20 protein-coding genes are annotated in these 20,115 nt (G+C 49.0%); 10 read left to right on the forward strand and 10 right to left on the reverse strand.

Annotation, left to right across the window (positions count from 1 at the left end):
• The first annotated feature begins 75 nt into the window (after positions 1-75).
• Together ACEN86_RS20120 and ACEN86_RS20125 are read left to right on the forward strand one after the other, a co-directional pair.
• Positions 76-1,044 (forward strand): helix-turn-helix transcriptional regulator, encoded by a 969-nt coding sequence (locus ACEN86_RS20120; protein WP_495632249.1) that lies wholly within the window; start codon positions 76-78, stop codon positions 1,042-1,044.
• A gap of 14 nt (positions 1,045-1,058) precedes the next feature.
• Positions 1,059-1,907, forward strand: a complete 849-nt coding sequence (locus ACEN86_RS20125; protein ID WP_495632250.1) for a LysR family transcriptional regulator — start codon at positions 1,059-1,061, stop codon at positions 1,905-1,907.
• Positions 1,908-1,948: 41 nt separating this feature from the next.
• Here ACEN86_RS20125 and ACEN86_RS20130 read toward each other — a convergent pair whose 3' ends face one another.
• The 3 genes from ACEN86_RS20130 to ACEN86_RS20140 all read right to left on the reverse strand — a co-directional run bounded on the left by ACEN86_RS20130 (position 1,949) and on the right by ACEN86_RS20140 (position 4,159).
• Positions 1,949-2,605, reverse strand: coding sequence for an NADPH-dependent F420 reductase (locus ACEN86_RS20130; RefSeq protein WP_495632251.1), 657 nt, complete (start codon positions 2,603-2,605; stop codon positions 1,949-1,951).
• A 123-nt stretch (positions 2,606-2,728) separates the two neighbouring features.
• On the reverse strand, positions 2,729-3,262 hold the full coding sequence (locus ACEN86_RS20135; protein WP_495632252.1) for a P-loop nucleotide/nucleoside kinase family protein: 534 nt from the start codon (positions 3,260-3,262) through the stop codon (positions 2,729-2,731).
• A gap of 27 nt (positions 3,263-3,289) precedes the next feature.
• Positions 3,290-4,159: an Hsp33 family molecular chaperone HslO gene (locus tag ACEN86_RS20140; RefSeq protein ID WP_495632253.1), complete on the reverse strand. Its 870-nt coding sequence runs from the start codon at positions 4,157-4,159 to the stop codon at positions 3,290-3,292.
• A gap of 129 nt (positions 4,160-4,288) precedes the next feature.
• Here ACEN86_RS20140 and ACEN86_RS20145 point away from each other — a divergent pair, with 129 nt between their 5' ends.
• Positions 4,289-5,005 (forward strand): MerR family transcriptional regulator, encoded by a 717-nt coding sequence (locus ACEN86_RS20145; RefSeq protein WP_495632254.1) that lies wholly within the window; start codon positions 4,289-4,291, stop codon positions 5,003-5,005.
• Positions 5,006-5,048: 43 nt separating this feature from the next.
• Here the strand turns inward: ACEN86_RS20145 and ACEN86_RS20150 are convergent, their stop codons facing one another.
• On the reverse strand, positions 5,049-6,503 hold the full coding sequence (locus ACEN86_RS20150) for a serine hydrolase domain-containing protein (protein WP_495632255.1): 1,455 nt from the start codon (positions 6,501-6,503) through the stop codon (positions 5,049-5,051).
• A 123-nt stretch (positions 6,504-6,626) separates the two neighbouring features.
• On the opposite strand from ACEN86_RS20150, the gene ACEN86_RS20155 reads away from it, so the two are divergent.
• Positions 6,627-7,352 (forward strand): TetR/AcrR family transcriptional regulator C-terminal domain-containing protein, encoded by a 726-nt coding sequence (locus tag ACEN86_RS20155; protein ID WP_495632256.1) that lies wholly within the window; start codon positions 6,627-6,629, stop codon positions 7,350-7,352.
• Here ACEN86_RS20155 and ACEN86_RS20160 read toward each other — a convergent pair.
• Positions 7,349-7,711, reverse strand: a complete 363-nt coding sequence (locus ACEN86_RS20160) for a MerR family transcriptional regulator (protein ID WP_495632257.1) — start codon at positions 7,709-7,711, stop codon at positions 7,349-7,351. The genes ACEN86_RS20155 and ACEN86_RS20160 overlap by 4 nt on opposite strands.
• A 91-nt stretch (positions 7,712-7,802) precedes the next feature.
• Here ACEN86_RS20160 and ACEN86_RS20165 point away from each other — a divergent pair, with 91 nt between their 5' ends.
• From ACEN86_RS20165 to ACEN86_RS20175, 3 genes are all read left to right on the forward strand, one after another.
• Positions 7,803-8,564 (forward strand): SDR family NAD(P)-dependent oxidoreductase, encoded by a 762-nt coding sequence (locus ACEN86_RS20165; protein WP_495632258.1) that lies wholly within the window; start codon positions 7,803-7,805, stop codon positions 8,562-8,564.
• 187 nt (positions 8,565-8,751) lie between these two features.
• Positions 8,752-9,099 (forward strand): ArsR/SmtB family transcription factor, encoded by a 348-nt coding sequence (locus ACEN86_RS20170; RefSeq protein WP_495632259.1) that lies wholly within the window; start codon positions 8,752-8,754, stop codon positions 9,097-9,099.
• A gap of 89 nt (positions 9,100-9,188) precedes the next feature.
• Positions 9,189-9,968: an SDR family NAD(P)-dependent oxidoreductase gene (locus ACEN86_RS20175; protein WP_495632260.1), complete on the forward strand. Its 780-nt coding sequence runs from the start codon at positions 9,189-9,191 to the stop codon at positions 9,966-9,968.
• Between the two features lie 20 nt (positions 9,969-9,988).
• On the opposite strand, the gene ACEN86_RS20180 is transcribed toward ACEN86_RS20175, so the two are convergent.
• Complete coding sequence (locus tag ACEN86_RS20180; RefSeq protein WP_495632261.1) at positions 9,989-10,858, reverse strand: SDR family oxidoreductase; 870 nt, start codon at positions 10,856-10,858, stop codon at positions 9,989-9,991.
• A gap of 202 nt (positions 10,859-11,060) precedes the next feature.
• Between ACEN86_RS20180 and ACEN86_RS20185 the strand changes: the two genes are divergently transcribed.
• Positions 11,061-11,648, forward strand: coding sequence for a TetR/AcrR family transcriptional regulator (locus ACEN86_RS20185; RefSeq protein WP_495632262.1), 588 nt, complete (start codon positions 11,061-11,063; stop codon positions 11,646-11,648).
• A gap of 75 nt (positions 11,649-11,723) precedes the next feature.
• Here ACEN86_RS20185 and ACEN86_RS20190 read toward each other — a convergent pair whose 3' ends face one another.
• The 3 genes from ACEN86_RS20190 to ACEN86_RS20200 all read right to left on the reverse strand — a co-directional run bounded on the left by ACEN86_RS20190 (position 11,724) and on the right by ACEN86_RS20200 (position 16,914).
• Positions 11,724-13,394 (reverse strand): S-layer homology domain-containing protein, encoded by a 1,671-nt coding sequence (locus ACEN86_RS20190; protein ID WP_495632263.1) that lies wholly within the window; start codon positions 13,392-13,394, stop codon positions 11,724-11,726.
• Positions 13,395-13,414: 20 nt separating this feature from the next.
• Positions 13,415-15,742 (reverse strand): family 14 glycosylhydrolase, encoded by a 2,328-nt coding sequence (locus ACEN86_RS20195; RefSeq protein WP_495632264.1) that lies wholly within the window; start codon positions 15,740-15,742, stop codon positions 13,415-13,417.
• 491 nt (positions 15,743-16,233) lie between these two features.
• The gene (locus tag ACEN86_RS20200) at positions 16,234-16,914 is read right to left on the reverse strand and encodes a TetR/AcrR family transcriptional regulator (protein WP_495632265.1); all 681 of its coding nucleotides are present in this window, start codon (positions 16,912-16,914) and stop codon (positions 16,234-16,236) included.
• 135 nt (positions 16,915-17,049) lie between these two features.
• Between ACEN86_RS20200 and ACEN86_RS20205 the strand changes: the two genes are divergently transcribed.
• Positions 17,050-18,402, forward strand: coding sequence for an MATE family efflux transporter (locus tag ACEN86_RS20205; protein ID WP_495632266.1), 1,353 nt, complete (start codon positions 17,050-17,052; stop codon positions 18,400-18,402).
• A gap of 154 nt (positions 18,403-18,556) precedes the next feature.
• Here the strand turns inward: ACEN86_RS20205 and ACEN86_RS20210 are convergent, their stop codons facing one another.
• Positions 18,557-19,414, reverse strand: a complete 858-nt coding sequence (locus ACEN86_RS20210) for an SDR family NAD(P)-dependent oxidoreductase (protein ID WP_495632267.1) — start codon at positions 19,412-19,414, stop codon at positions 18,557-18,559.
• Between the two features lie 175 nt (positions 19,415-19,589).
• Here ACEN86_RS20210 and ACEN86_RS20215 point away from each other — a divergent pair, with 175 nt between their 5' ends.
• Positions 19,590-20,078, forward strand: coding sequence for a MerR family transcriptional regulator (locus tag ACEN86_RS20215; protein WP_495632268.1), 489 nt, complete (start codon positions 19,590-19,592; stop codon positions 20,076-20,078).
• Positions 20,079-20,115: the final 37 nt, after the last annotated feature.

Here is a 20,115-nt window from a genome sequence, read left to right on the forward strand (position 1 = left end):
AATTTGTAATAACCTCGATCTGGGTATATCATAAATCTTAAACGTATCAAAAAATGAAACCTTTTAGGAGCGCTGATGAACAAAGTTGAACGGATTAACACCATCATGCGGTATATCAACAACCGGGCTCAGTTTACCATCACTGAGATTATGCAGGAATTTAAGATCTCCCGTTCGACAGCGATCAGAGATATCCGGGATATTGAAGCTCTGGGGATGCCGCTTGTCGCCAAATCCGGAAGGGATGGCGGGTACTATGTCATGCGCAACTCCCTCCTGCCTGGCGTGCGTTTTACCGATGATGAAGTCAAAGCGCTTTTTATTGCTTTTATGGCGACAAGAAATGCACAGCTCCCGTATCTGAAGAGCCGTCTATCCTTAGCCGAGAAGCTGCTGGGCCTGATCTCAGCTAATCAGCAGGATGATCTCGTGCTTCTGAATCAAATTCTGCTGTTCGAAGGCACGAATCCTCATAATCCCGACCTGCTTGAACTATCGGACCTCCCTCACCCCATGTTGGAAAAACTCATCCAGAACCTGCTTGCCGATCCTTATCTATGGATTACAATTGAAGAAGAAACGGGAATGAAGTCTTATCCTATCTATCTGCTGTACCTGTATCATGAAAAGGGCCTTTGGCAGATGGAGGGCTTTGACTTAAAGGAAGAGCAGAATAAAATCGTTCCGATCAGCAAGCTTGTCCAGATTGATTCCTACACGCCGAAGAAACGGCTAAGCCGGAAGAGAATTCTGGAAAAGCTCAGCAGGCTGGAGGAAAGAACCAACCTGGTTCTTGAGCTTGGTTTTGAAGCGATCGGACAGTACAAGAGATATCACCCTCTAAAAGCCTTTATTTCCTATACGAGTCCTTATCAGACTACAGCCATTGTAAGAGCTTTTGTCCATATAAATAATCCTGAAGAATTAATGGAAGTTACGAATTGGATCCTGTTCCTCGGGGAAGAAGTCAAGATCAGGGAAGCGCCGGGGGAAGTCCTGGAGAGTATACAGAAGAGATTAACAACTATCCTACCACCATATTAGGGGTGAACGAACTCGTGAATACGGAATTTCTAAAGGGCTTCTTGCAAACCGCTCAGACCAAAAGTATTGCCAAGGCAAGCGAGGCTCTGCATATTTCACATACCGCCCTTAGCAAACAGCTTAGGAGCCTGGAGCAGCAATTTGATGTGCAGCTGTTCGTCCGCTCGGCGCAGGGGGTAGAATTAACCGAGGCTGGCACGGTTTTGTATCAATCCGCAAAGGTACTGCTTGATCAATTAGATGAACTAACTACATCTCTTGAGCCTTATAAGGCATGGCGGCGTATTCGGATTGGGTCCGTCCCGGATATCGCTTCCCAGTACCTGCTGGCCTCCTTACATAAATTAGAGGGAAGCGGACTGGAAGTGGAACTTATGTATCGGTCATCTACGGCAGAGTTATACAAGATGCTCCTAAATGGGGAGGTCGAGCTCCTGGTAGCTGAGCGGCTCTCCCAGCACCCTTCCATCTGGACGGGTGAATTGCTTCGGGAGCCTTTACACGTGATTATGCCGAAAGACCACCCATATGCCGGGCAAACATCTGTCACCCTGTCCGAGCTTAGCAGTCAGCCCCTCGTCCTCTATGCGGAGGGCTGCACTATTCGCGCCAAGATCACGGAATTATTCGCAGCCATGAACCATCCCATGCACATCAAAACCGAGGTTAACTTCAAAGAAGTTATCCTCGGTTATGTGGATCATGGCGGAGGGCTCACGGTGCTGCCGGAACCCTACACGGCGCAGCTACCGCCAGACCGGTTAGTCAGCCGGCCCTTGGAACACCCGGATGCGCAGCGGACGATCGCCGTGTTAAGCATGAACCGGGAGAAAGGACGAAAGATTCATAGACTGCTTCGTTAAGTTAGATGGCTGCCAGAGCATCAGCCGATTCCGCTGCTTCCTCAGCTTGCAGGGACAGCTTCCTTGATCCCGAACAGCTGAAGGGAAATGTAAGGGTAGGTTCCATACCGTACGGCAAGCTCCAATTCCAGCAGCGTAAAGCGTTCAATCGTGCGATTATTGGCGAGCTTCCCTGCATGAATGAAGCGGAACGGGAGCGGCTTGAAGCGCTCGATGAATTGGGATACAGCCTCTTCATCATCCCCCGTAACGAGCACATCGCTCTTCTGATCCTCGAACACGGGATTCTCAAATACTTTGAAGAACGTATTCTTAAAGGCGCCAATCACTTTCGATTCCGGCAGGATGGACTGAAGGCGTTCGGCGGAAGATTCGCCCCACTGGGTTGTGAAACCGCTGAAATCTTCATTGAACGGATTTGAAATATCGACGATGATTTTGTTCCCCAGCTCCTCCCTGTGGGTGAGTGCCCAATCCAATATGGCTGCTGCGGGGAAGGCCGGAATTATAATGTCTGCCTGCAGCGCCTCTTCATAAGTCACAACCTCGACTTGATCTGCAAGCCCGAAGCTTCTCGCAAGCTCGGCGGCATCCCCCGGGTTGCGTGAACCCCACAACACTCGGCCCTCTGTATAAGCTGCTGCTTGCTTCACCAATGCTTTTCCCATATTCCCTGTTCCTAGTACGCTGATTGTCATGTTTACCACTCCTTCTTTGATTTGATACCAGCATACCAACAAAGGAGTAGTCTCAGAAGTTCCACAAAATCGCAGCCATCCCACTTTTGGTTTCGGCCGCACCGGCAATCTTGTACTCTCCTGCTAATTACAAATTACAACCTCTCCCTCGTCCCTTGGTTCCTCGAACCCGTTCAGGAAAGTCGTTAACAACTCCTCGTTAATCGTAAAAGGAGCGTTGGCATCAAAGCGCTGGCTTCGGATTTGGAGACGCCTACGCAGTTCATCCGGATGAACCTTCAAGTAGATGAGTCTCCATTGCCCGCTGGCCTGCTCAACAAGCCGCTTGTATTCATTTCTTTCCGACCTTCTCCAAAAGCTTGAGTCCACCACAACCCGTTGTTTATCTTGAATGAACTGCAGGATTTTATCATGTAATCGCAGATGTGCTTCATTCAAGTAATCCCTATACTTCTCAACGGGATAATCAATGCCATATCGTCCATTAACGGCCCACACCTCCTCATCAATGGAAAGGCGTATATACCCGTACTCCTCCATTTTGAGGGAGAAGGTAGACTTACCCGAGCCGGCTATGCCGCACATGAATACCACTAGTGATCTATCAGGATCTTGCTCTGAATCAATCAGAAGCTCCAATTCCGCTTTCTCTAACATCAGTTCAGCCCTCCCTTGAATAATCGCCTAGACAAGCCTTCCGATCTCAGCTGGCGTATAGTCATAGGACTTCCCGCAAATGCGGCAGGATATCTCCAGCTTCTCCCCACGGCTAATTGCCTCAATTAGAGAGTTCCGGCCCAAAACGTACAGCATGGGGGTCATCATTTCCTTGGAACATCCGCAATAAGATTGCAGCGACTCCATCGCCATCATTTCAAAGCTTGGACAAAGCTTATGAATAATCTCGGCGGACCCGTGTGCGTTGTATTCAGCTGCCTGCGGGGCAAATGAAGGCCAGGCGTCCAGTGTCTCTTGGATACAGGTGCGGATATTAGAATGGTACCCCGGCAGGACCTGGATCATAAGCCCGGAACTTCTAAGAAGTTCCCCCTCTTCATCTATCATGAGATCAGTGGCAAACCAGGTTGGCGTCTGCTCGCTCTGCTCAAAATAATGGGACAGGTCCCCGGATATATTGCGATAGGGCATGTCTGTAATACCTGTCATTGACCGGTACATACCGATATCTTTCACCATCTGGATCGAACCCTTGCTGCCAATCAGCTCATAAAGGGATATTTCATCCAGCCGCTCGGACGGGAGTCCAGCCAGGTTGTCGCTAAGATACCCGCGAACATTCCCCTCTGCATCCACATCAACAAATATGCTGTGTGGTGACTGACTGGTCCGAATGGTTAGGCTGAGGCGCTGTCTATCTTTTAAGGTACCAATCAACAGACTTCCGAGAGTCAGCGTGGAGCCGAGGGCATGACGCAAGAGCCTGTGCCCTACTCCCTGCTGCTGCATAAGGGTTCGGACCAAATGCGTATTGCTAACGAATACCACCCTTGCTTGCCGGTCATAAGCCATCCCTTTTACTAAAAAGTTATTCAAGTGTGTTCCCTCCCCAAGTCATGAATCACGGACAATGCGATCATTATAATTCCTTACGCTACGTCAGGTTCAACCTTTCCCTGTATAATGGAAAAGAAGAATTGAATCACAGAAGGAGCGTGACATCGCGTGCCCATAGATAAGGGATGGAAAGTTGGGGAGCTGGCTAAACAGACCGGATTAACCGTCCGAACCCTGCATTATTATGATCAGATCGGGCTCTTGATTCCCTCACAGCATACGGAATCGGGGCATCGCCTATATTCGGCCGCAGATTTGAGAAGACTTCTCCAGGTTATTTCACTTAAGCAGATGGGCTTCCCGCTTGATGAAATTCAGTCGATCCTCTCCAAGCCAGACCATGATCCTTCCCAGCTGTTGTCCGCTCAGCTTGAACGTCTAGATGAACAGATTCATACGTTGTCTGCTCTGCGCCAGACTATTGCTGATTTACAACCTCTAATCCAAACGGAACACGAGGTGTCCCAGGAGCTTTTTCTTTCAATTATCCATATGTCCCAGCTCATGAAAAGCCCCTATTTTCATTCGGATCAGCTCAGGAAGCTGAGGAATCAGTATCTATCAAATAACGAACCCTCTTCCGCCCAACAACTCTTAGACCACTTCCGAAGGCTTCAGGAGAAGGGCACACCAAGTAGAGATCCAGAAGTGCTCATGCTGGCCCAGATGTGGAAGATGGAAATGCAGAAGCATGCTTTAACGGACCCTTCCTTGATTGAATCAGCCGAAAGATATTATCGTGATCACCCGAGGACCGCAAGTTACTTCGGTATGGATGAAGTTCTATATCGCTATATCAAAGAAGCGGTTGCTTTGATTGATTAATTAGCACAACGGTCCGCCCATGAGCTACATGTACGCAGGCGCTTTAGCTATTTCTAAGTGCCTTGATCACATCGGCAACCAGCCGGTCGGCACCAGCGATAAGGCCGTCCGGGTGGTGGGACATGCCCAGTCGTACGACGACCAAGTGCTCTGAGGGGACTATCACCACGTGCTGCCCCATGTTGCCCATGGCGAAGAAGGCATCGCGCGGCACATGGGGCATTCCCCATGGGAGACCATACGGCGCATTGCCGCTAACTGCGCGGTTAATCCAGAACCCGGCTCCATATCCGGTATTCAGTGTCTGGGAGGAGGAGTATTTAACCCACCCCTCCGGGAGGATGCGCTCCGAGCCTGCCATCCCATCGTTCAGATACAAGAGTCCGAAGCGAGCCCAATCGCGCGCTGTGGCCAGCATAGACATAGCCCCGTTTGGCGTGCCAGTTGCATCGAACTCCAGCGTCACGTTCTTCATCCCCGTAGGCCCAAAAAGTTCGCTCTGCGCCAACTGCCGTACATCCGAAGCACGGCCGCCCACGGCGTCTCGGATTATGCGCGAGAGCAGGATATAGTTGCCGTCCGTATAGGCCCACTCGCTTCCGGGCGCAGCGGTCAGCTTCGCCTTTTCTGCGAAGCCCGCCATGTCTCGTTCGATAAAGACCATTCGAGATGCAGGGTCGAAGCCCGAACTTGTCTCTTTAAGGGCGAGACCGCTTGTCTGGCGCAGCAATTCATCTATCGTGATCGCGTGGCGCGGGTCCTGTTCATTGTGCCAGGCTGCAATGGGGGCCAATTGATGGACACCCAGCTTTCCCTGACGGACCAAAATGCCGATCAGTGCGTTGGTAACGGACTTTGTCGCCGAGTATCCGAGCAAGGGTGTGTTCACACCTACGCCCGGAGCATAACGCTCGGCAACCACTTTACCATCCTTGACTACGACAATGGCCTGGGTGCGGATAAAAGGGGGCTTCTCTCGCTCAGCAAAAGCCCGGTCCAGCGCGGCACGCAGCTGCTCGTTCTTGGGCATGGCCACGTTCGGCCCTGCGATCTCGGCAACCCGCGGCTTCGCCTGACCAGCAGGAGCTTTAAAATCAGCGGTTGCAGCCAGATTCACATCCTCTGGGCTATGAATTAACGTGCACCCTATGCCCTCACCGTACGCCGCCCGGGTTTTGTACATTCCCGCGATGGTCGTCGTTACTTCGCGTGTCTCATGGTCAACGTTGTATTCCATCAATCCGCTAATGTACCTCATGGCCCCTTCGGGTTCGACCATGTCGTTATAAATCTGATCCGCGTTGAGGCCCGACACAAAGGTCCCCGAACAGATCTCCTTGCTGGCGAAGCCGGAAGCAACCTTCAATGGCTGATCAAGCACAATTAACAAGCAGGCGAATAAGGCAAGCAGAACTCCGATAACAAGCAGCGTTACTCTGCGTTTACTTCTAAGAAAAGCTCGAACAGGATTGTTTTTGCGAAATCCCTCCAACATCATCAAGAACAACTCCCCATACTCATTGTATACACCGTATACTAGATATTATATGTATACAGTGTATACCCGTCAACTTGTTTGCGGTATACTAGGATTATCTTATTCTTTCAGGAGCGTTTAACTGTGAATTCTAATAAAAATGATGATACATCGAAAAGTAACCCTACCCGGAAAAGTTCTGTTCGCCTTAGCCGGGAGGCTGTTGTCGAGCTTGCCCTCCAGATTGCGGATACAGAGGGAATGGGGGCCGTGAGTTTTCGGCGCTTAGCCCAGGACTTCAAAGTAACACCCATGGCTGTCTATCGGCATGTAAGCAACAAAGAGGATCTTCTTGAGGCCATGACTGAACGGATGCTGGATTCCTTCGATACCTCAGCCGTGCAGGCAGCCGATTGGCGGGAACAAGTACGAGGCTTCCTATATGCACTGCGTCAGGTATTGATCATTCACCCCTCAGGCAGATCTTTGCTGTCGAGACGTTCTCTGCCTTTGGCCAACAGGCTCGCTCTCTTCGAGACCTCGCTTGGCATTCTTCGCAGAGCTGGCTTTGCGCCTGAGCAAGCGTTTTTTATTTTCGAGCATCTGCTGAATCAAGTCGTGTCATTGGTTATTACTGGGGATGGATACGTACAGGGGTCGGAGGAGGAGCGTAAGGTGTGGGGAGCCAAATTGCTGGACTTCTATGGCGGCCTTCCTGAGGAAAAGTACCCCTCGGTCGTGGAAGCAGCCCCGAGTATTGCTGCCTGCGTCGATACAGATCTCCACTTTAAGTTCGGTGTCGATCTTCTGCTTGCCGGGCTGGAAGCCATGCTCACTTCCCTGCAATCAAGGAGGCTGGAGGAAGATTAGCCTCGCGTACTCATAAAATCCTTGTAAGCGGATGTTTTATGCTCAAGCATCTCACCCGCAGCTTCTAGGATTCTGATCTGATTTTTAATGGATTGTTTATGTTCCTCTAAAAGGCTTAAGCGCTCCTCGGTAGTGTGTTCCCCTTCAATAACCAATGAAGCATACTTCCTGATTTTTGCGATAGGCATCTGTGTTTCTTTAAGCTTAATCACAAATTGCAGCCATTTCAGATGAGTATCATCGTATCGTCTGTCTCCGCTGGCATCTCTAAGAGGGATGATGATTTCTTCCTTTTCGTAAAACCGCAATGTATGAGTGCTAATCCCCAAAATTCCGGCAACTTCCCCAATCGTGTACATAAGAAACCTCCATTTATTTAATACTTGACTTAGAGTTTACTCTAATCAGTATAATCAGCTCATAGTTCGTTCACAATGGAGGAGGATTCATATGAAATATACGGTTATTACAGGCGCAAGTTCAGGAATTGGTTATGAATCAGCTCTTGCTTTTGCGGCTCGCGGAAAAAACTTGGTTCTAGCAGCCCGCAGAACGGAGGAGCTTGAGAAGTTGAAGTCAAAAGTGGCTGAAATCAATGCAGAACTGGATGTTTGCATTCGAAGCGTTGATCTATCTGTTACAGCCAATGTGTATGAGTTTTATGATAGCCTTCGGGATTACGAGATTGAGACGTGGATCAACAATGCCGGATTTGGCAACTTTGCTTCCGTGGGGGAACAGAACCTTAATAAAATCGAGACCATGCTTCACTTGAATATCGAAGCTTTAACTGTGCTGACTTCTCTCTATGCTCGAGATTATGCAGAGGTGGAAGGAACCCAGCTCATCAATGTCTCATCAGGAGGCGGATACGTGATTGTTGCCGATGCGGTGACCTATTGTGCGACCAAATTCTATGTAAGTGCCTTTACAGAAGGACTTGCACAAGAGTTAAAAGGTAAAGGAGCCGCTCTGCAGGCCAAAGTGCTAGCTCCTGCAGCAACTGAAACGGAATTTGCTAAGCGTGCTTTGGATCTAGATGATATTCAATATGAAGGTGTAGTTCCTAAATATCATACTGCGAAAGAGATGGCTGGGTTTATGCTAGAACTATATGATAGCGAAAAAGTGGTTGGCATTGTGGATGGCGAGACCTATGAGTTTCAGCTAAAAGACCCGCTTTATCCGTATGTGGCAAGAACGAGAAGTTAGGCTTCAAACATATGGGTGTTCGGGACAATGATCAGTGGTGGCTGGATTGCTTGGAGGCATTAACGGCTTATTCTGAAAGAAAAGAATGACTCATGTACTCCCTTGACATCTGCCGCAATTCAAGATTATGATTAAATAACCAAGTAATTAGTTATTTAGCTGATAGTGAACTGGAGACGATACACCCATGGAGGCCCACAATTCAACACAACTTGAGACACTCGTCCATCAGCAGCTGAGGGAATGCAGTCCCGTCTTCCTTGCCTTGGCCGATCCTATCCGGCAGGATATTATTATGATGCTAACGAAGCATGAGTCGCTCAACGTCGCTCAGATCGTTGAACGATCACCGATGTCCAGATCCGCCATTTCCCATCATCTGAAGATATTAAGACAGGCCAAGCTCGTCACTTCAACCAAAATAGCCACCGAGATTTATTACAGCCTTGATATTGAGGGACCCGTACAGCTGCTCAAGGATTTCCTTGCAACAACGGACCGGATCATCGAGATGAAGACAGATGGGGCCGAATAAGGCCCTTTCTTCTCACTCTAAATAACCAAATAATTAGACGTTTAATTATTTGGTCTTTAGATATATTTTATTATTAGGAGGCTATCTACATGAAAACTGTCCTGATCACAGGCGCGTCCAGCGGCATTGGCAAGGCATTCGCCGAATTGTTCGCCAAGCAGAATTACCGCATCATTCTGGCATCCCGTAATGAAGAGAAGCTTGACCGTATTGCACGGCAGCTGAAGGAAAGCTATGGGGTCTCGACGCTTACCATACCCGTTGACCTGGCGCAGCATTCGGGTCCTGTCCTCCTACACGAGCGGCTGCAAGAATTAGGCATCCAGATCGATGTCCTCATCAACAATGCAGGGATCGGCTCCTTCGGGCCGCTCCATGAGATGGACGTAAGCTCCGAGCTTGAGTTGCTGCAGCTCAACGTCCATTCGCTCTCTCATCTGATGATGCTGTTTCTTCCAGCCATGGTGCAGCGCGGAAGCGGGCAAGTTCTGAACGTAGGCTCGACCACCTCGTTCTACCCTTGTCCGCTCAGTGCCAATTATTCCGCTTCTAAGGCCTTCGTCCTCTCGCTCACCGAGGCTGTCGCGAATGAGCTGCAAGGAACAGGGGTCACCGTCACGGCATTATGCCCCGGGCCTACCGGGACTGAATTCTTCCGGACCTCCAAGATGGATGGGCAGAAGGTTGCCAACCCGAAAGGCCTCATGAGCCCGCAAGCCGTTGCCGAGATTGGATACAAAGCCTTAATGGGCAAAAGAACGTTCGTCGTCCCCGGCTTCCAGAACTGGATACTCACGCAGGTGCCGCGCTTATTTCCAAGAAAGTTCGTCACCCGGGTTACGCGAAGTGTACTGGAGCAAAAGCTGTAACATGCCAATGTAATGATATCTCAATTACTTTGTTGATGAGCCAGTGTTTCCTTCAAGACCTCTCTGAAGCTTGTTGGGGTATGACCGATGAGGTCCGCAAGAACCACGCTTGCTTGCGCGAAATCCCCGTTCCGACTTGCGCGGAAAATACCCAGCAGCATGTTAACAGCCGCTTCAGGCGTGCCTTTGGAAATGAGGCGCTCCCGGTATTCCTCATCGGACACCACGACTCTGCGAATGGGGCGGCCGACCAGATCAGAAGCCATGGACGCAATATCATCCATACGAATGGCTTCGGTGGCAGTCAGATTAGGCGTGGGGCCATCGAATTTGTGTTCCGTAAGAATTGCCGCAGTAGCTTTTGCCAAGTCAGCGTGAGTTGTCCAAGCAATCGGGCCGTCCGCCGGAGCGATCAGTTCTCCTGTCTGGATGGCCTCGCTAAATAACGGAAACGCTGATGCGGCGTAAAAGCCGTTGCGAAGCGACGTGAACGCAGCTCCTGAATTGGCAAGCATCTCTTCTGTAGCAGCATGGTGAATCATAGGTGGAAAGTACGACACCGGAGAGACCCCCATGTGGCTTGTGTAGTACACTCGCCTTGCACCGGCTTTCTTTGCCGTATCGATCGCCGTCTGGTGATGACTAATGCCTGCCTCTCCAAGGGTGCCTGAAGACACGATGAGCACCTGGGATGCCCCCTCAAAAGCATGGAGAAGACCCTCGCTATCATCGAAATTACCCTGCCGTACGCGAACTCCCATGTTCTGCAGATCCTGCGCCTTAACCACATCACGAACACTCACGCCAATCTCCCCAGCCGGCACGTGCTCAAGCAGCTGCTCTACTACGGCCCGGCCTAATTTTCCATTGGCTCCAGTAACGATAATCATTTCACCAAGCACCCTTTCTTTTTTTAATTGAAGATCTTGCAGAGTTGCTTAATATCCAGTTTTTGTGTAACGATTAAGTAGGATATGTACAGGATAAAGGGCCCGCGCCCCGGGAACAACCAACAAAAGAACGCGAATGTTGCTTTCCTAACTTTTTTACTTTTTTGTCTGTTTTAGATTCCATGAGAAAGCGTGGTATAACATGCCGGTAAACGTTAATGATCCGCGTGTAAGGAGAACCCGTCAATTATTAACTGAGGCCTTTTATAGTCTTCTGGAAGAAAAGAAAAACATCTACTCGATCTCCGTGCATGACATTGCGGCTCGGGCAACGGTGAACCGAGCAACCTTCTATGCCCATTTCGAAGACAAGTTTGCCTTTCTTGAATATTGGATGACAGAGAAATTCGAATCGATCATACATAAAAGAATACCGGTTGACACAAAGCTCACTTCGGGCAATTTGCAGATCCTTGTTCAGACTATATTTGACTTTCTCTTCCGATTTCGGCATTACATCACCTTGGGTGATAGACAGTTTGAACCTTTGTTTGAAACTGCTATGCAGAAAAAGCTTTACCAGCTCCTGCTTCATTGGCTGGGTGAGGCCGATGTTGAAGGTATTTCACAAGAGAGCATGGAAGCAACGGCTAACGTTATGAGCTGGGGTATTTTCGGTTCAGCCCTGCAGTGCAGCCGAGACCCCCATCAAGAGAAGACGGACACATTAATCAAGAACGTGTTAGAGGTTGTCATGCAGAATTTAGCACCCTATCTTGAACCGACATAACCGATAAAGAGCAGCGTTACACATGAAAAGGACTCCCTGAGCATCAGCTCAAGAGAGTCCTTTATGTTTTGAAGCCTATTCGTTAATGAATTTGATCACTTTCAGCATTCTTTCCAGCATAACGGTTCCTTCGGCACGAGTCGCAGGGGCTCCAGGATGAAGCATTCCGCGCTCATCTCCTTTAAGAATCCCCAGCTGAACTGCTGCCGAGATCGAAGGAGCGGCCCAGGCTGAAATGCTGCCCTTATCCGAGAACGATAAAGTCGCTGTTGAACTTGGCACGGAGGTTCCGGCAAATTTCAACGCACGTTCAAAGATTGCCGCCATCTGCTCACGGGTAATGTTATCGCCAGGATTGAACTGATCGCCTTCACCTTTAATCAGCCCTGCGGATACAGCAATACCTACTTCTTTGTAGAACCAATCCGACGGCTTCACATCCTTAAAGGATGAAGTTCCGGCACTATCAGACAATCCAAGCGCTCTAACTACCAGACTGGTGAACTCTGCGCGAGTGATGTTCAGTTGAGGTTCGAACTTCGTATCTGTTACGCCGTTAACCAGTAAGTGGGAGGCCATCTTGGAGATAGTTGCTTCAGCCCAATGACCTTTAGTATCCGCAAAAGATTTATTCCCGGACACAACCGCATAGGTGCTGTTGCTCGTACGATTAATTACGGCGGAGATCCCAGTTGAATCTTTAGTGAAATAGGTTGGAACCGGAATCAGACTGCCGTCCGCATTCACTTTAACAGCTACAGCATTAGAAGTATCGATCGTTGCACCGACATGAATAGAACGCGGCACATACACATTGTTAAAGTTCTCAATTTCCTTCCGGGTGCCATCAGCAGACACACTTTCCACAGTAAAGGTCACTGGCGAACCAAGCAGCGTTAAGCCTTTTCCAATTGCCTTATCGCCAATTTGCTTCTCAGTCGTATCATTAACCTGAGATACGGTTACCACAATCGTATCGAATTGACCGCTGCCCAAAGCTTTGAGCGGCAGGTTATATTCGCCAAACGAAGTCACAACCACGATGGACGCCCCGCTGCCTCCCTTGTCCAGAACGGCTTTGGATACTTCGGCAGGAATGGACACGGCCACCGCCTCAGAGCCTTTTACCTCTGGAACTGTGATAGTAAATGCCTTGGCATTATCCTTGCTGCTTTGAATGGCAGCGATCGCCTTATTGCTATCTACAAGCACTTGACTCACTCCGGCAGCACCCGGTTGAACTGTCACCGCCGAGGAGATGTCGCTGATTACCGCACCTGCCGGAACCGTTGGATTCATTCGGTCTTTGTCACCTGTCACCGGAGTGGACGGCACGGTGGTCGAGCCACCGCTGCTTCCAGTTCCACCGCCACTGCTAGATGGCGCAGTTACATTAAAGGTTGCTGTTTTGACATCCGTTCCTTGTCCTACTACTACTGTGTATTGACCTACCGGCCATCTTGAATCATTTGCAGGAATCATAAAGGTATCTTGATAGGCTCCGCTGACCACATCCAGGACATCGAAGAACAGGTTCAACTGGTTAGGCCCGATCACTTTAATACTGACTGTCGACACAGGGGAGCTACCGGAAATAACCAATGAGCTTCCCTGAGCCACATTCGCAGGAACCAGGACGTTGAGACCCGTCACCGACTGCTGGATCGGGGTTGCATACGCCGCTGAAGCGCCAGTCATCGCGACCATAAGGGATATCGATAAGGTTGCTAGTAATTTTTTGGGCACAGCAGATTTCCCCTACTTTCTTAATTATTATTTTGAAGCACTAGTGGTTCTGCCAATACATTTCCGATATTTGTGGTGCTACTGATTTGGTATGAATCTACAACGAATACTTTCAGCTTGTAGTTGCCACCGGTAACATTAAAGAACGTAGACACATCTTGGGCTGCTGAGCCGGATGCGCCAACTGCATTAATACCTACAGGCGTGTTGCCGTTCATCAGCATGAAAATAACGACCTTATTCGAGATGTCTGCTCCACTTGGAGTTGGCGCCACATTTACAGATGCCGTTACGCCACCTGTGGTGCTGAACGATTTTTTCGTAACCGTGAAGGCATACTCTTTTGCTGGCAGCTGCAAATCTGGCACTTTATCGATAAGCTTCTCACCAGAAAGCGTTTGGGAATTCGCCACAACGGTCATTTGAGCCGATTGACTTCCGTTAACAACTTTCAAGGTATAAGTACCTCTTGGTACTTCGAAATAATACTTCACTTTAGACGCATCATTGGCATTTGCAATTAGTCCGTAGTTGCCGTTACTGGATTGCTTTTCCTCACCATAGTTAGCTGTTAACACTTCGCCGTTGGCGTCTGTCAAGCTTACAGTTGTACCTGCTGGCGTTGATCCGTTCAATACGACATCGCCGGAAATATAATGCTTATGTGAATCATCTTGATTTGTTTTTTGCACATCGGCTTTAAACACGGCTATGCCGCCTGGGATATAAGGGACGGTCCAAGTTAGGTTAGGGTCTGCTCCCCAAATCGTAGCATTAGAGGCATCTTTCCGGATTGCCTTGAATTCATAAGTTGAAGTTGCTTTCAAGTCCATATTAACCTGCCAGTAGCCATTGCCCAGATACTCGGCAGGAACTGCATTAGCCGGATTCCAGCTTCCGATCGAATTGCTGTTACCAACAATAAATACTTTCGCGTTGACTGGATCTGCCTCTGGATCATAGATATTCATCGTGACGTGCTGCTGAGGCAATTGGCCTAAAGTAAGTGTCGTAACAAACGGATCGAGCAGGTTAGTTGGCTGTCCATTTGCCTGTACAACGTCCTGCATACGTAGCAGTGTAAAGATATCATAATTATATTTCTTCACAACGTTATAGATCGTCTGATAGTCCTCGGCATTGCCAACAGGCAGCGCATTCTCGCCCTCCAGCTTAATGCCTTTATCTACTGCCATTTGTGAGACCTCGTCAATCAAGTCCTGAGGTTTACTGTAATTTGGAGCCTCACCATTGCCGTTTGCCTGATTCGTCATTTCCAACATGGTAAAAGTCAGATCAACGTTATTTGCCTTATACAGGTCGAGCAATTTCGAGTAATCATACAGCCCTGTTGCCTGTTCAGCAGCATGAGGCGCGTCCGGGTTGCTGTACTGCCAGTGAATTCCAGGTACCTTCGCACTCAGGTGAACACCATAAGAGTCAAGATCTGCATGGGCTTTCTCGATAATGCTTGTAAAATGGTTCTCAAGTGTGGACTGATACCAGGTTAGGAAGTCTACACCATAAGGTTTCTTATAGTCACCGCTGGAATAGAACAGGTCACCATTTGCAGGAGGCTGAACTTCAGAGAAAGATGTGAAGCTAGTTCCCCATGCTGTATTAAGCCCAGCAATGTCTGTGTATTTTTGTTCCATCTTGCTCTGGAAGTCAGCAACCGCTGCTCCGGAATAAGCTTGGAACAATCCGCGTGACGGATACTGCCAGTTATCAGCAAAGTTGTAGCTCGGATATCTAAGCTCACCGGCTGGTCCAAGTCCGATATGGAATTTCTCAAAGGATGATTCAAATTCTGTCATGTTCGCAGCGAACGATTTAAAAGCCCCGTCGTAGAGATCAACTGCTCCATCAAACCAAGGTGCGATGTACTCTTTGTCGTAATAGCCCGCCTCCGACTTGAATTGCATCTCCTCTTTAGTGCCCAGATCCCACACCCAAGAAGGAATTGGATAGTTACAAGTATCTCCTACGTTACCTCCGCATTGGTGGAAGGAGAAGATTGGAGCAATTTTCAAACCAGCAGCCTGAATATGTGTAAAGAGATTTTTGTAGTAGCTCCAGTCATACTGTCCTTTCGCAGGTTCAAAGTGGTTCCACCACATGTCTACTTCTACCCCATAGACACCCCTACTCTTCAAAGTAGCCATCTGCTTGTCGAATGCAGCAAAGTCAGTTACATCCTGCAAATTAAGCATGACAACAATCTTCGTGCTGCTGCTTGCATTCGTGACAGGCGCCACGAAGGCACTGCCTAAAGTCATAACGACTGCTAATATGAAGGCCAAGATAAACTGGACGGGCTTCAGCCGCCGGGTATTCTGAAATAACAACTCTATCATCTCCTCATTTTCAATTGTCTTAATACATGTAATCCCGAGAAAATCAACATGGTGCGCGATGAATCAGGTTCTTGCTTGTGCATGCTCGCTAGGCAATCGTTTGCACATATAGGTAGCCTACTGTGCAGCATACTGAAAATGAGAACGCATTCATAAATGCCTTTACCGTTTAAACCCTATAAATTTACATGGTACGCGATGTATAAGGCTTTTTGTCACCTCCAGCCGTAATTTGAAGCAGCCTATGGGTTTGAAATGATCACACTGCTATCGGTTGTTAATTCTATGTGCATCTTCTAAGTGCAATCGTTTTCATAAAAGGCAGCCCATCGTCCACAGAGGAAATATTTTCCCTAGTTAATCGAATTATATGAGAACTCTATTTCTGTGTCAAACTTAATATTTTTAATTTTGAAAAATATGATATAGGGAGTCCGCCCCTCCTTAACTGGCTGAAGCGGTATCTACACCCTACATTCATCCTACATCTCCTGTTCCTTGATCACCTGCTCAATCCCGAGCAGAATCAGCTTCAATCCGAACTCAAAAGCATTGTCCGTCCCCATCAGCTCAAACAGCCCGTTCGTGAACATCCTCCGGAACAATCCCGCTTCGGCCTCGCTCATCGACTCCAGAAGGTGTGTCATCTCCTCACCCGGAAGCTCTTTCTGCTCTTTAAGAACAGCAGTGACATTGCGCTGATGCTGATAATGGTCCAGAACAAAGTAGTAGACATAGTTCACCAGAGTGACAACGACTTGCATCTTCTGCTCCTGGTCAAGCGGTGTCGACTCCACACAGAGCAGCATGCGATTGGTGAACCGGATGATGTCCGGTTCATGAGGCAGCGTCATCATCATGAGCTGTGTCGAGCAGGGATACCGGCTGAGCACACTCCGTACCGTAACCGCAAGCTCCGTTAGCTGCTCTTTCCAGTTCCCATCCGAGTGGAACTCCTCCAGAATGATTCTCGATACCTGACCCGCCAGACGCTGATAGATATTCTGCTTGCTCTTAAAGTACCAATACAAAGAGGGAGCCTGAATCCCCAACCGGTCAGCCAATCGCCTCATACTAAATTTCTCTATGCCATCCTCTCCAAGAAGCACCCACGAGGTTTCAAGTATTTTATCCTCAGAGATCTGAGGCTGCTGTTTCTTCATCGTTATCCGCCCTTTTATCTAACAGTGTAAGTTTGTGCTTTACAGGCCCATAAGTCCATGATATCATCTAACACTGTAAGGCACAAACTAACAGTGTTAGATAGTAAGTCAAATCAATAGAAAGTGGTGATCCACATGGATGCAGAAAACCTCCATTATTTTGAGAAAGCCCCCATCGCCAAAGCCGTAGCTCACTTCGCTGTGCCGATGATGCTAGGCACGTCAATGAGTGTCATCTATTCCATCTTGAATGCTTATTTCCTTGGTACGCTTCATAATACGGCCATGTTGACCGCACTCGCGCTAACCCTGCCGCTATTTGCAACTATTATGGCACTTGGCAACTTGATTGGCATCGGCAGCGGCACATTCATCTCCCGCTTGCTGGGAGAGAAGAAGTATGATGATGTGAAGCACGTATCTTCCTTCGCTTTTTACAGCAGCCTGGTTCTCGGTCTGATCGTAATCGCAGTCGGCCTCCCATTAATCGATTCCATTGTACATGGCCTGGGGGCGACGCCTGAATCCTTCGGCTTCACCAAGGACTATGTCACCGTTATGCTTATAGGATCACCCTTCGTCGTACTCTTCTTCACGCTGGAGAATATCGTGCGCTCGGAGGGGGCAGCCATCACATCGATGGTCGGGATGATGCTCAGTGTTGCCCTCAATATTATTCTCGATGCGCTAGTCATCTTCGTGTTCCACTGGGGTGTAATCGGCGTTGCGTCGGCTACAGTCATTTCCAACCTCGCTGCGAGTGCCTTCTACGCCTTCCATATGGGGGTTAAGAGCCCATTCTTAACGGTCTCCATCAAGTGGTTCAAGGTTACCCGGGACATTCTGGGCAATGTATTCAAAATCGGAGTTCCCGTCTTTATTATGAGTATCTTCCTCGGTGCGATGTCGCTGATCTTCAACCACTATCTTGTTGAGTATGGGGATCCGGCCGTTGCGGCTTACGGGATTTCATCCCGTCTGCTTCAGCTTCCTGAATTCATTCTGATGGGATTATGCGAGGGGGTTGTGCCGCTCATTGCTTTCTCTTTTACAGCGAATAAGCTGCGGATGAAGCATACAATTGGATTTACGATCAAAGTCATTGTGGCGCTGGCTGTTCTGTTCGGCGTTATCATCTATCTGATATCTGACCACTTAATTGGTCTCTTTACGAACGACCCGCAATTAATTCAAATGGGCAGCTACATTCTTCATGTGACGTTCTTGTCCTTGTTCATTACGGGAATGACTACGTTGTTCACAGGGATCTTCCAAGCCACTGCGCAGGGAACGGCTGCGTTCGTCATGTCAGTTATCCAAGGAATTACTCTGATTCCTGTGCTCTATATCGCCAATCGCATGAACGGCTTCCACGGGGTGGTCTGGTCGCTCGTTATTGCGGATGCCGCCGCGTTCCTTGTTGGGGCTATCATGCTATATGCCCTGCGTACCAAGCTGCAGCCGGACTTGGAGAGTTTAGTGCATTAGAATATAGTCTTCACAAAAAGAAAACACCTCGCCAGCAGAACAAGCCCCTTCCGCCAGAACGGCAGAAGGGACTTTTGCATTTTTCGCAAGCTGTCACCCATCTCGGTTGCGGAGTCAGTACGTCATCCAGACTTACTATAAGCTGCGTATGGCCTTAGGCGCGCCCGCCAAGGAATTCGGAGTTGTAAATCTCACTAATTCTGCCCAAAATGGGGTCCGCCTGATTGGTGAACTTTAATCTTGTAACCTGATCTTTCATCAAGAATACGCCCGTCTCATTGCGGTATTCTCCGAAAGCTCCCTTATACAGCCGGCTCGCACCCTTGGTTGGCGGAGAGAAGAACAGCTTCATGATCAGTTTAATTCCTATCGGCAGGCCGGACTCCTTCCCTTTCCTTAACGTATTGTTGCCGCCGGGGTCAACACTGCGAATCTTGATGCCCTCCTTGGCAAGCTGTGGGGCGATGGCCTGAGTCCACAGCGAAAGCGCAAGCTTGGAGCTTGCGTAGGGACCTGTCAGCTTGCGGAAAGCTGCTGGCTGCTCAAGGCTTTCAATACTAAGCTCCTTCGTAAAATTAAACGCCGAGGATGAGGTGTTGATCACCGTCCTTAAGCGGCCGTTCCTTAAGAGCTCCTTCATTTCCATCAGAATAATATACGGCACGACTGTCATCAGCTCGTAATGCTTCTCGCGCCCTTGCTTTGAATAGCTGAGTCCCGGAAGACTCCCGCCGGCGTTGTTGAACAAAATATCGATCCGAGGCTCCTTGCCTTTAATCTCTACCAGAGCACGTCTCAGGCTGTCATAATCAGCGAGATCCGCTGACTTATAAATACGAAGCCGTCCATTCTTAACTGCCTCTTGAATCTTCATATCATCCGCTGGAAAATCTGAACGGATCAAGGCAGCCACCTGCCAGCCCTCAGATAGCAGTCGCCGGGTTAATTCCAGCCCGATCCCGGCGCTTGCGCCTGTAATCAGTGCGATACTCCCCTGTTGGTCCATGTTCATTTCACGTCTCCTCCCCAAGTCACATTGTCCTTCATAGCGCACATTCTATAACTTGGAGTCGACTCCAAGTCAATGCACGAAATGTTTAGATTTGTTCCAAGGATAAGAGACTTGACCTGGAGTCAACTCCAAGATGTATAATGCTTCCAATAAGTAAACTTCGGGAGGGAACAGAATGAATGCAGAGATGACTTTTACGATCAAGCAGACCGCCGAACAAGCCGGAATTTCCGTGGATACGATCCGATATTACGAGAAGATCGCGCTACTCCCCCGGGCAGACCGGCAGGATAACGGGCACCGCCTCTACCGGATGAAGGACATCGATACGATCCGGCTGATCTCATGTCTGAAGAAAACCGGTATGCCGCTGGAGGAAATACGGCCCTTTTTGGCGGTCTCCGCGAACAGTGACCCAGGGGAATACCCCGAGCTGGTGGATCGCATAAGGAGCCACCGGGAACATATTGTCAGCCAAATCGCATCGCTGCAGCAGGTTGTCGACTTCATCGACATGAAGCTTGAGGAAGGCAGATACCGGCAGGACTGCCCGGAAGGGAGTCAAGCCGGTATGGGTGAGAACAAGTCGGGGGAACCTAAGTCAAAGTCTGTCTCCCCGGCCGAAATGGGCTATTTTCCCGTATCAGCCAAGGCAGGCAAGTGACCAGATTTCTGAGAAATTCTAAGTAGATTCGGCCATG

Source organism: Paenibacillus sp. Paensp111 (genome assembly GCF_059492195.1).

Coding starts and splice junctions, on each gene's coding strand:
- ACEN86_RS20215 (WP_495632268.1), top strand. CDS start 19,590: ATGAATGCAGAGATGACTTTTACGATCAAGCAGACCGCCGAACAAGCC.
- ACEN86_RS20170 (WP_495632259.1), top strand. CDS start 8,752: ATGGAGGCCCACAATTCAACACAACTTGAGACACTCGTCCATCAGCAG.
- ACEN86_RS20205 (WP_495632266.1), top strand. CDS start 17,050: ATGGATGCAGAAAACCTCCATTATTTTGAGAAAGCCCCCATCGCCAAA.
- ACEN86_RS20130 (WP_495632251.1), bottom strand. CDS start 2,605: ATGACAATCAGCGTACTAGGAACAGGGAATATGGGAAAAGCATTGGTG.
- ACEN86_RS20210 (WP_495632267.1), bottom strand. CDS start 19,414: ATGAACATGGACCAACAGGGGAGTATCGCACTGATTACAGGCGCAAGC.
- ACEN86_RS20200 (WP_495632265.1), bottom strand. CDS start 16,914: ATGAAGAAACAGCAGCCTCAGATCTCTGAGGATAAAATACTTGAAACC.
- ACEN86_RS20120 (WP_495632249.1), top strand. CDS start 76: ATGAACAAAGTTGAACGGATTAACACCATCATGCGGTATATCAACAAC.
- ACEN86_RS20150 (WP_495632255.1), bottom strand. CDS start 6,503: ATGATGTTGGAGGGATTTCGCAAAAACAATCCTGTTCGAGCTTTTCTT.
- ACEN86_RS20175 (WP_495632260.1), top strand. CDS start 9,189: ATGAAAACTGTCCTGATCACAGGCGCGTCCAGCGGCATTGGCAAGGCA.
- ACEN86_RS20135 (WP_495632252.1), bottom strand. CDS start 3,262: ATGTTAGAGAAAGCGGAATTGGAGCTTCTGATTGATTCAGAGCAAGAT.
- ACEN86_RS20160 (WP_495632257.1), bottom strand. CDS start 7,711: ATGTACACGATTGGGGAAGTTGCCGGAATTTTGGGGATTAGCACTCAT.
- ACEN86_RS20165 (WP_495632258.1), top strand. CDS start 7,803: ATGAAATATACGGTTATTACAGGCGCAAGTTCAGGAATTGGTTATGAA.
- ACEN86_RS20185 (WP_495632262.1), top strand. CDS start 11,061: ATGCCGGTAAACGTTAATGATCCGCGTGTAAGGAGAACCCGTCAATTA.
- ACEN86_RS20180 (WP_495632261.1), bottom strand. CDS start 10,858: ATGATTATCGTTACTGGAGCCAATGGAAAATTAGGCCGGGCCGTAGTA.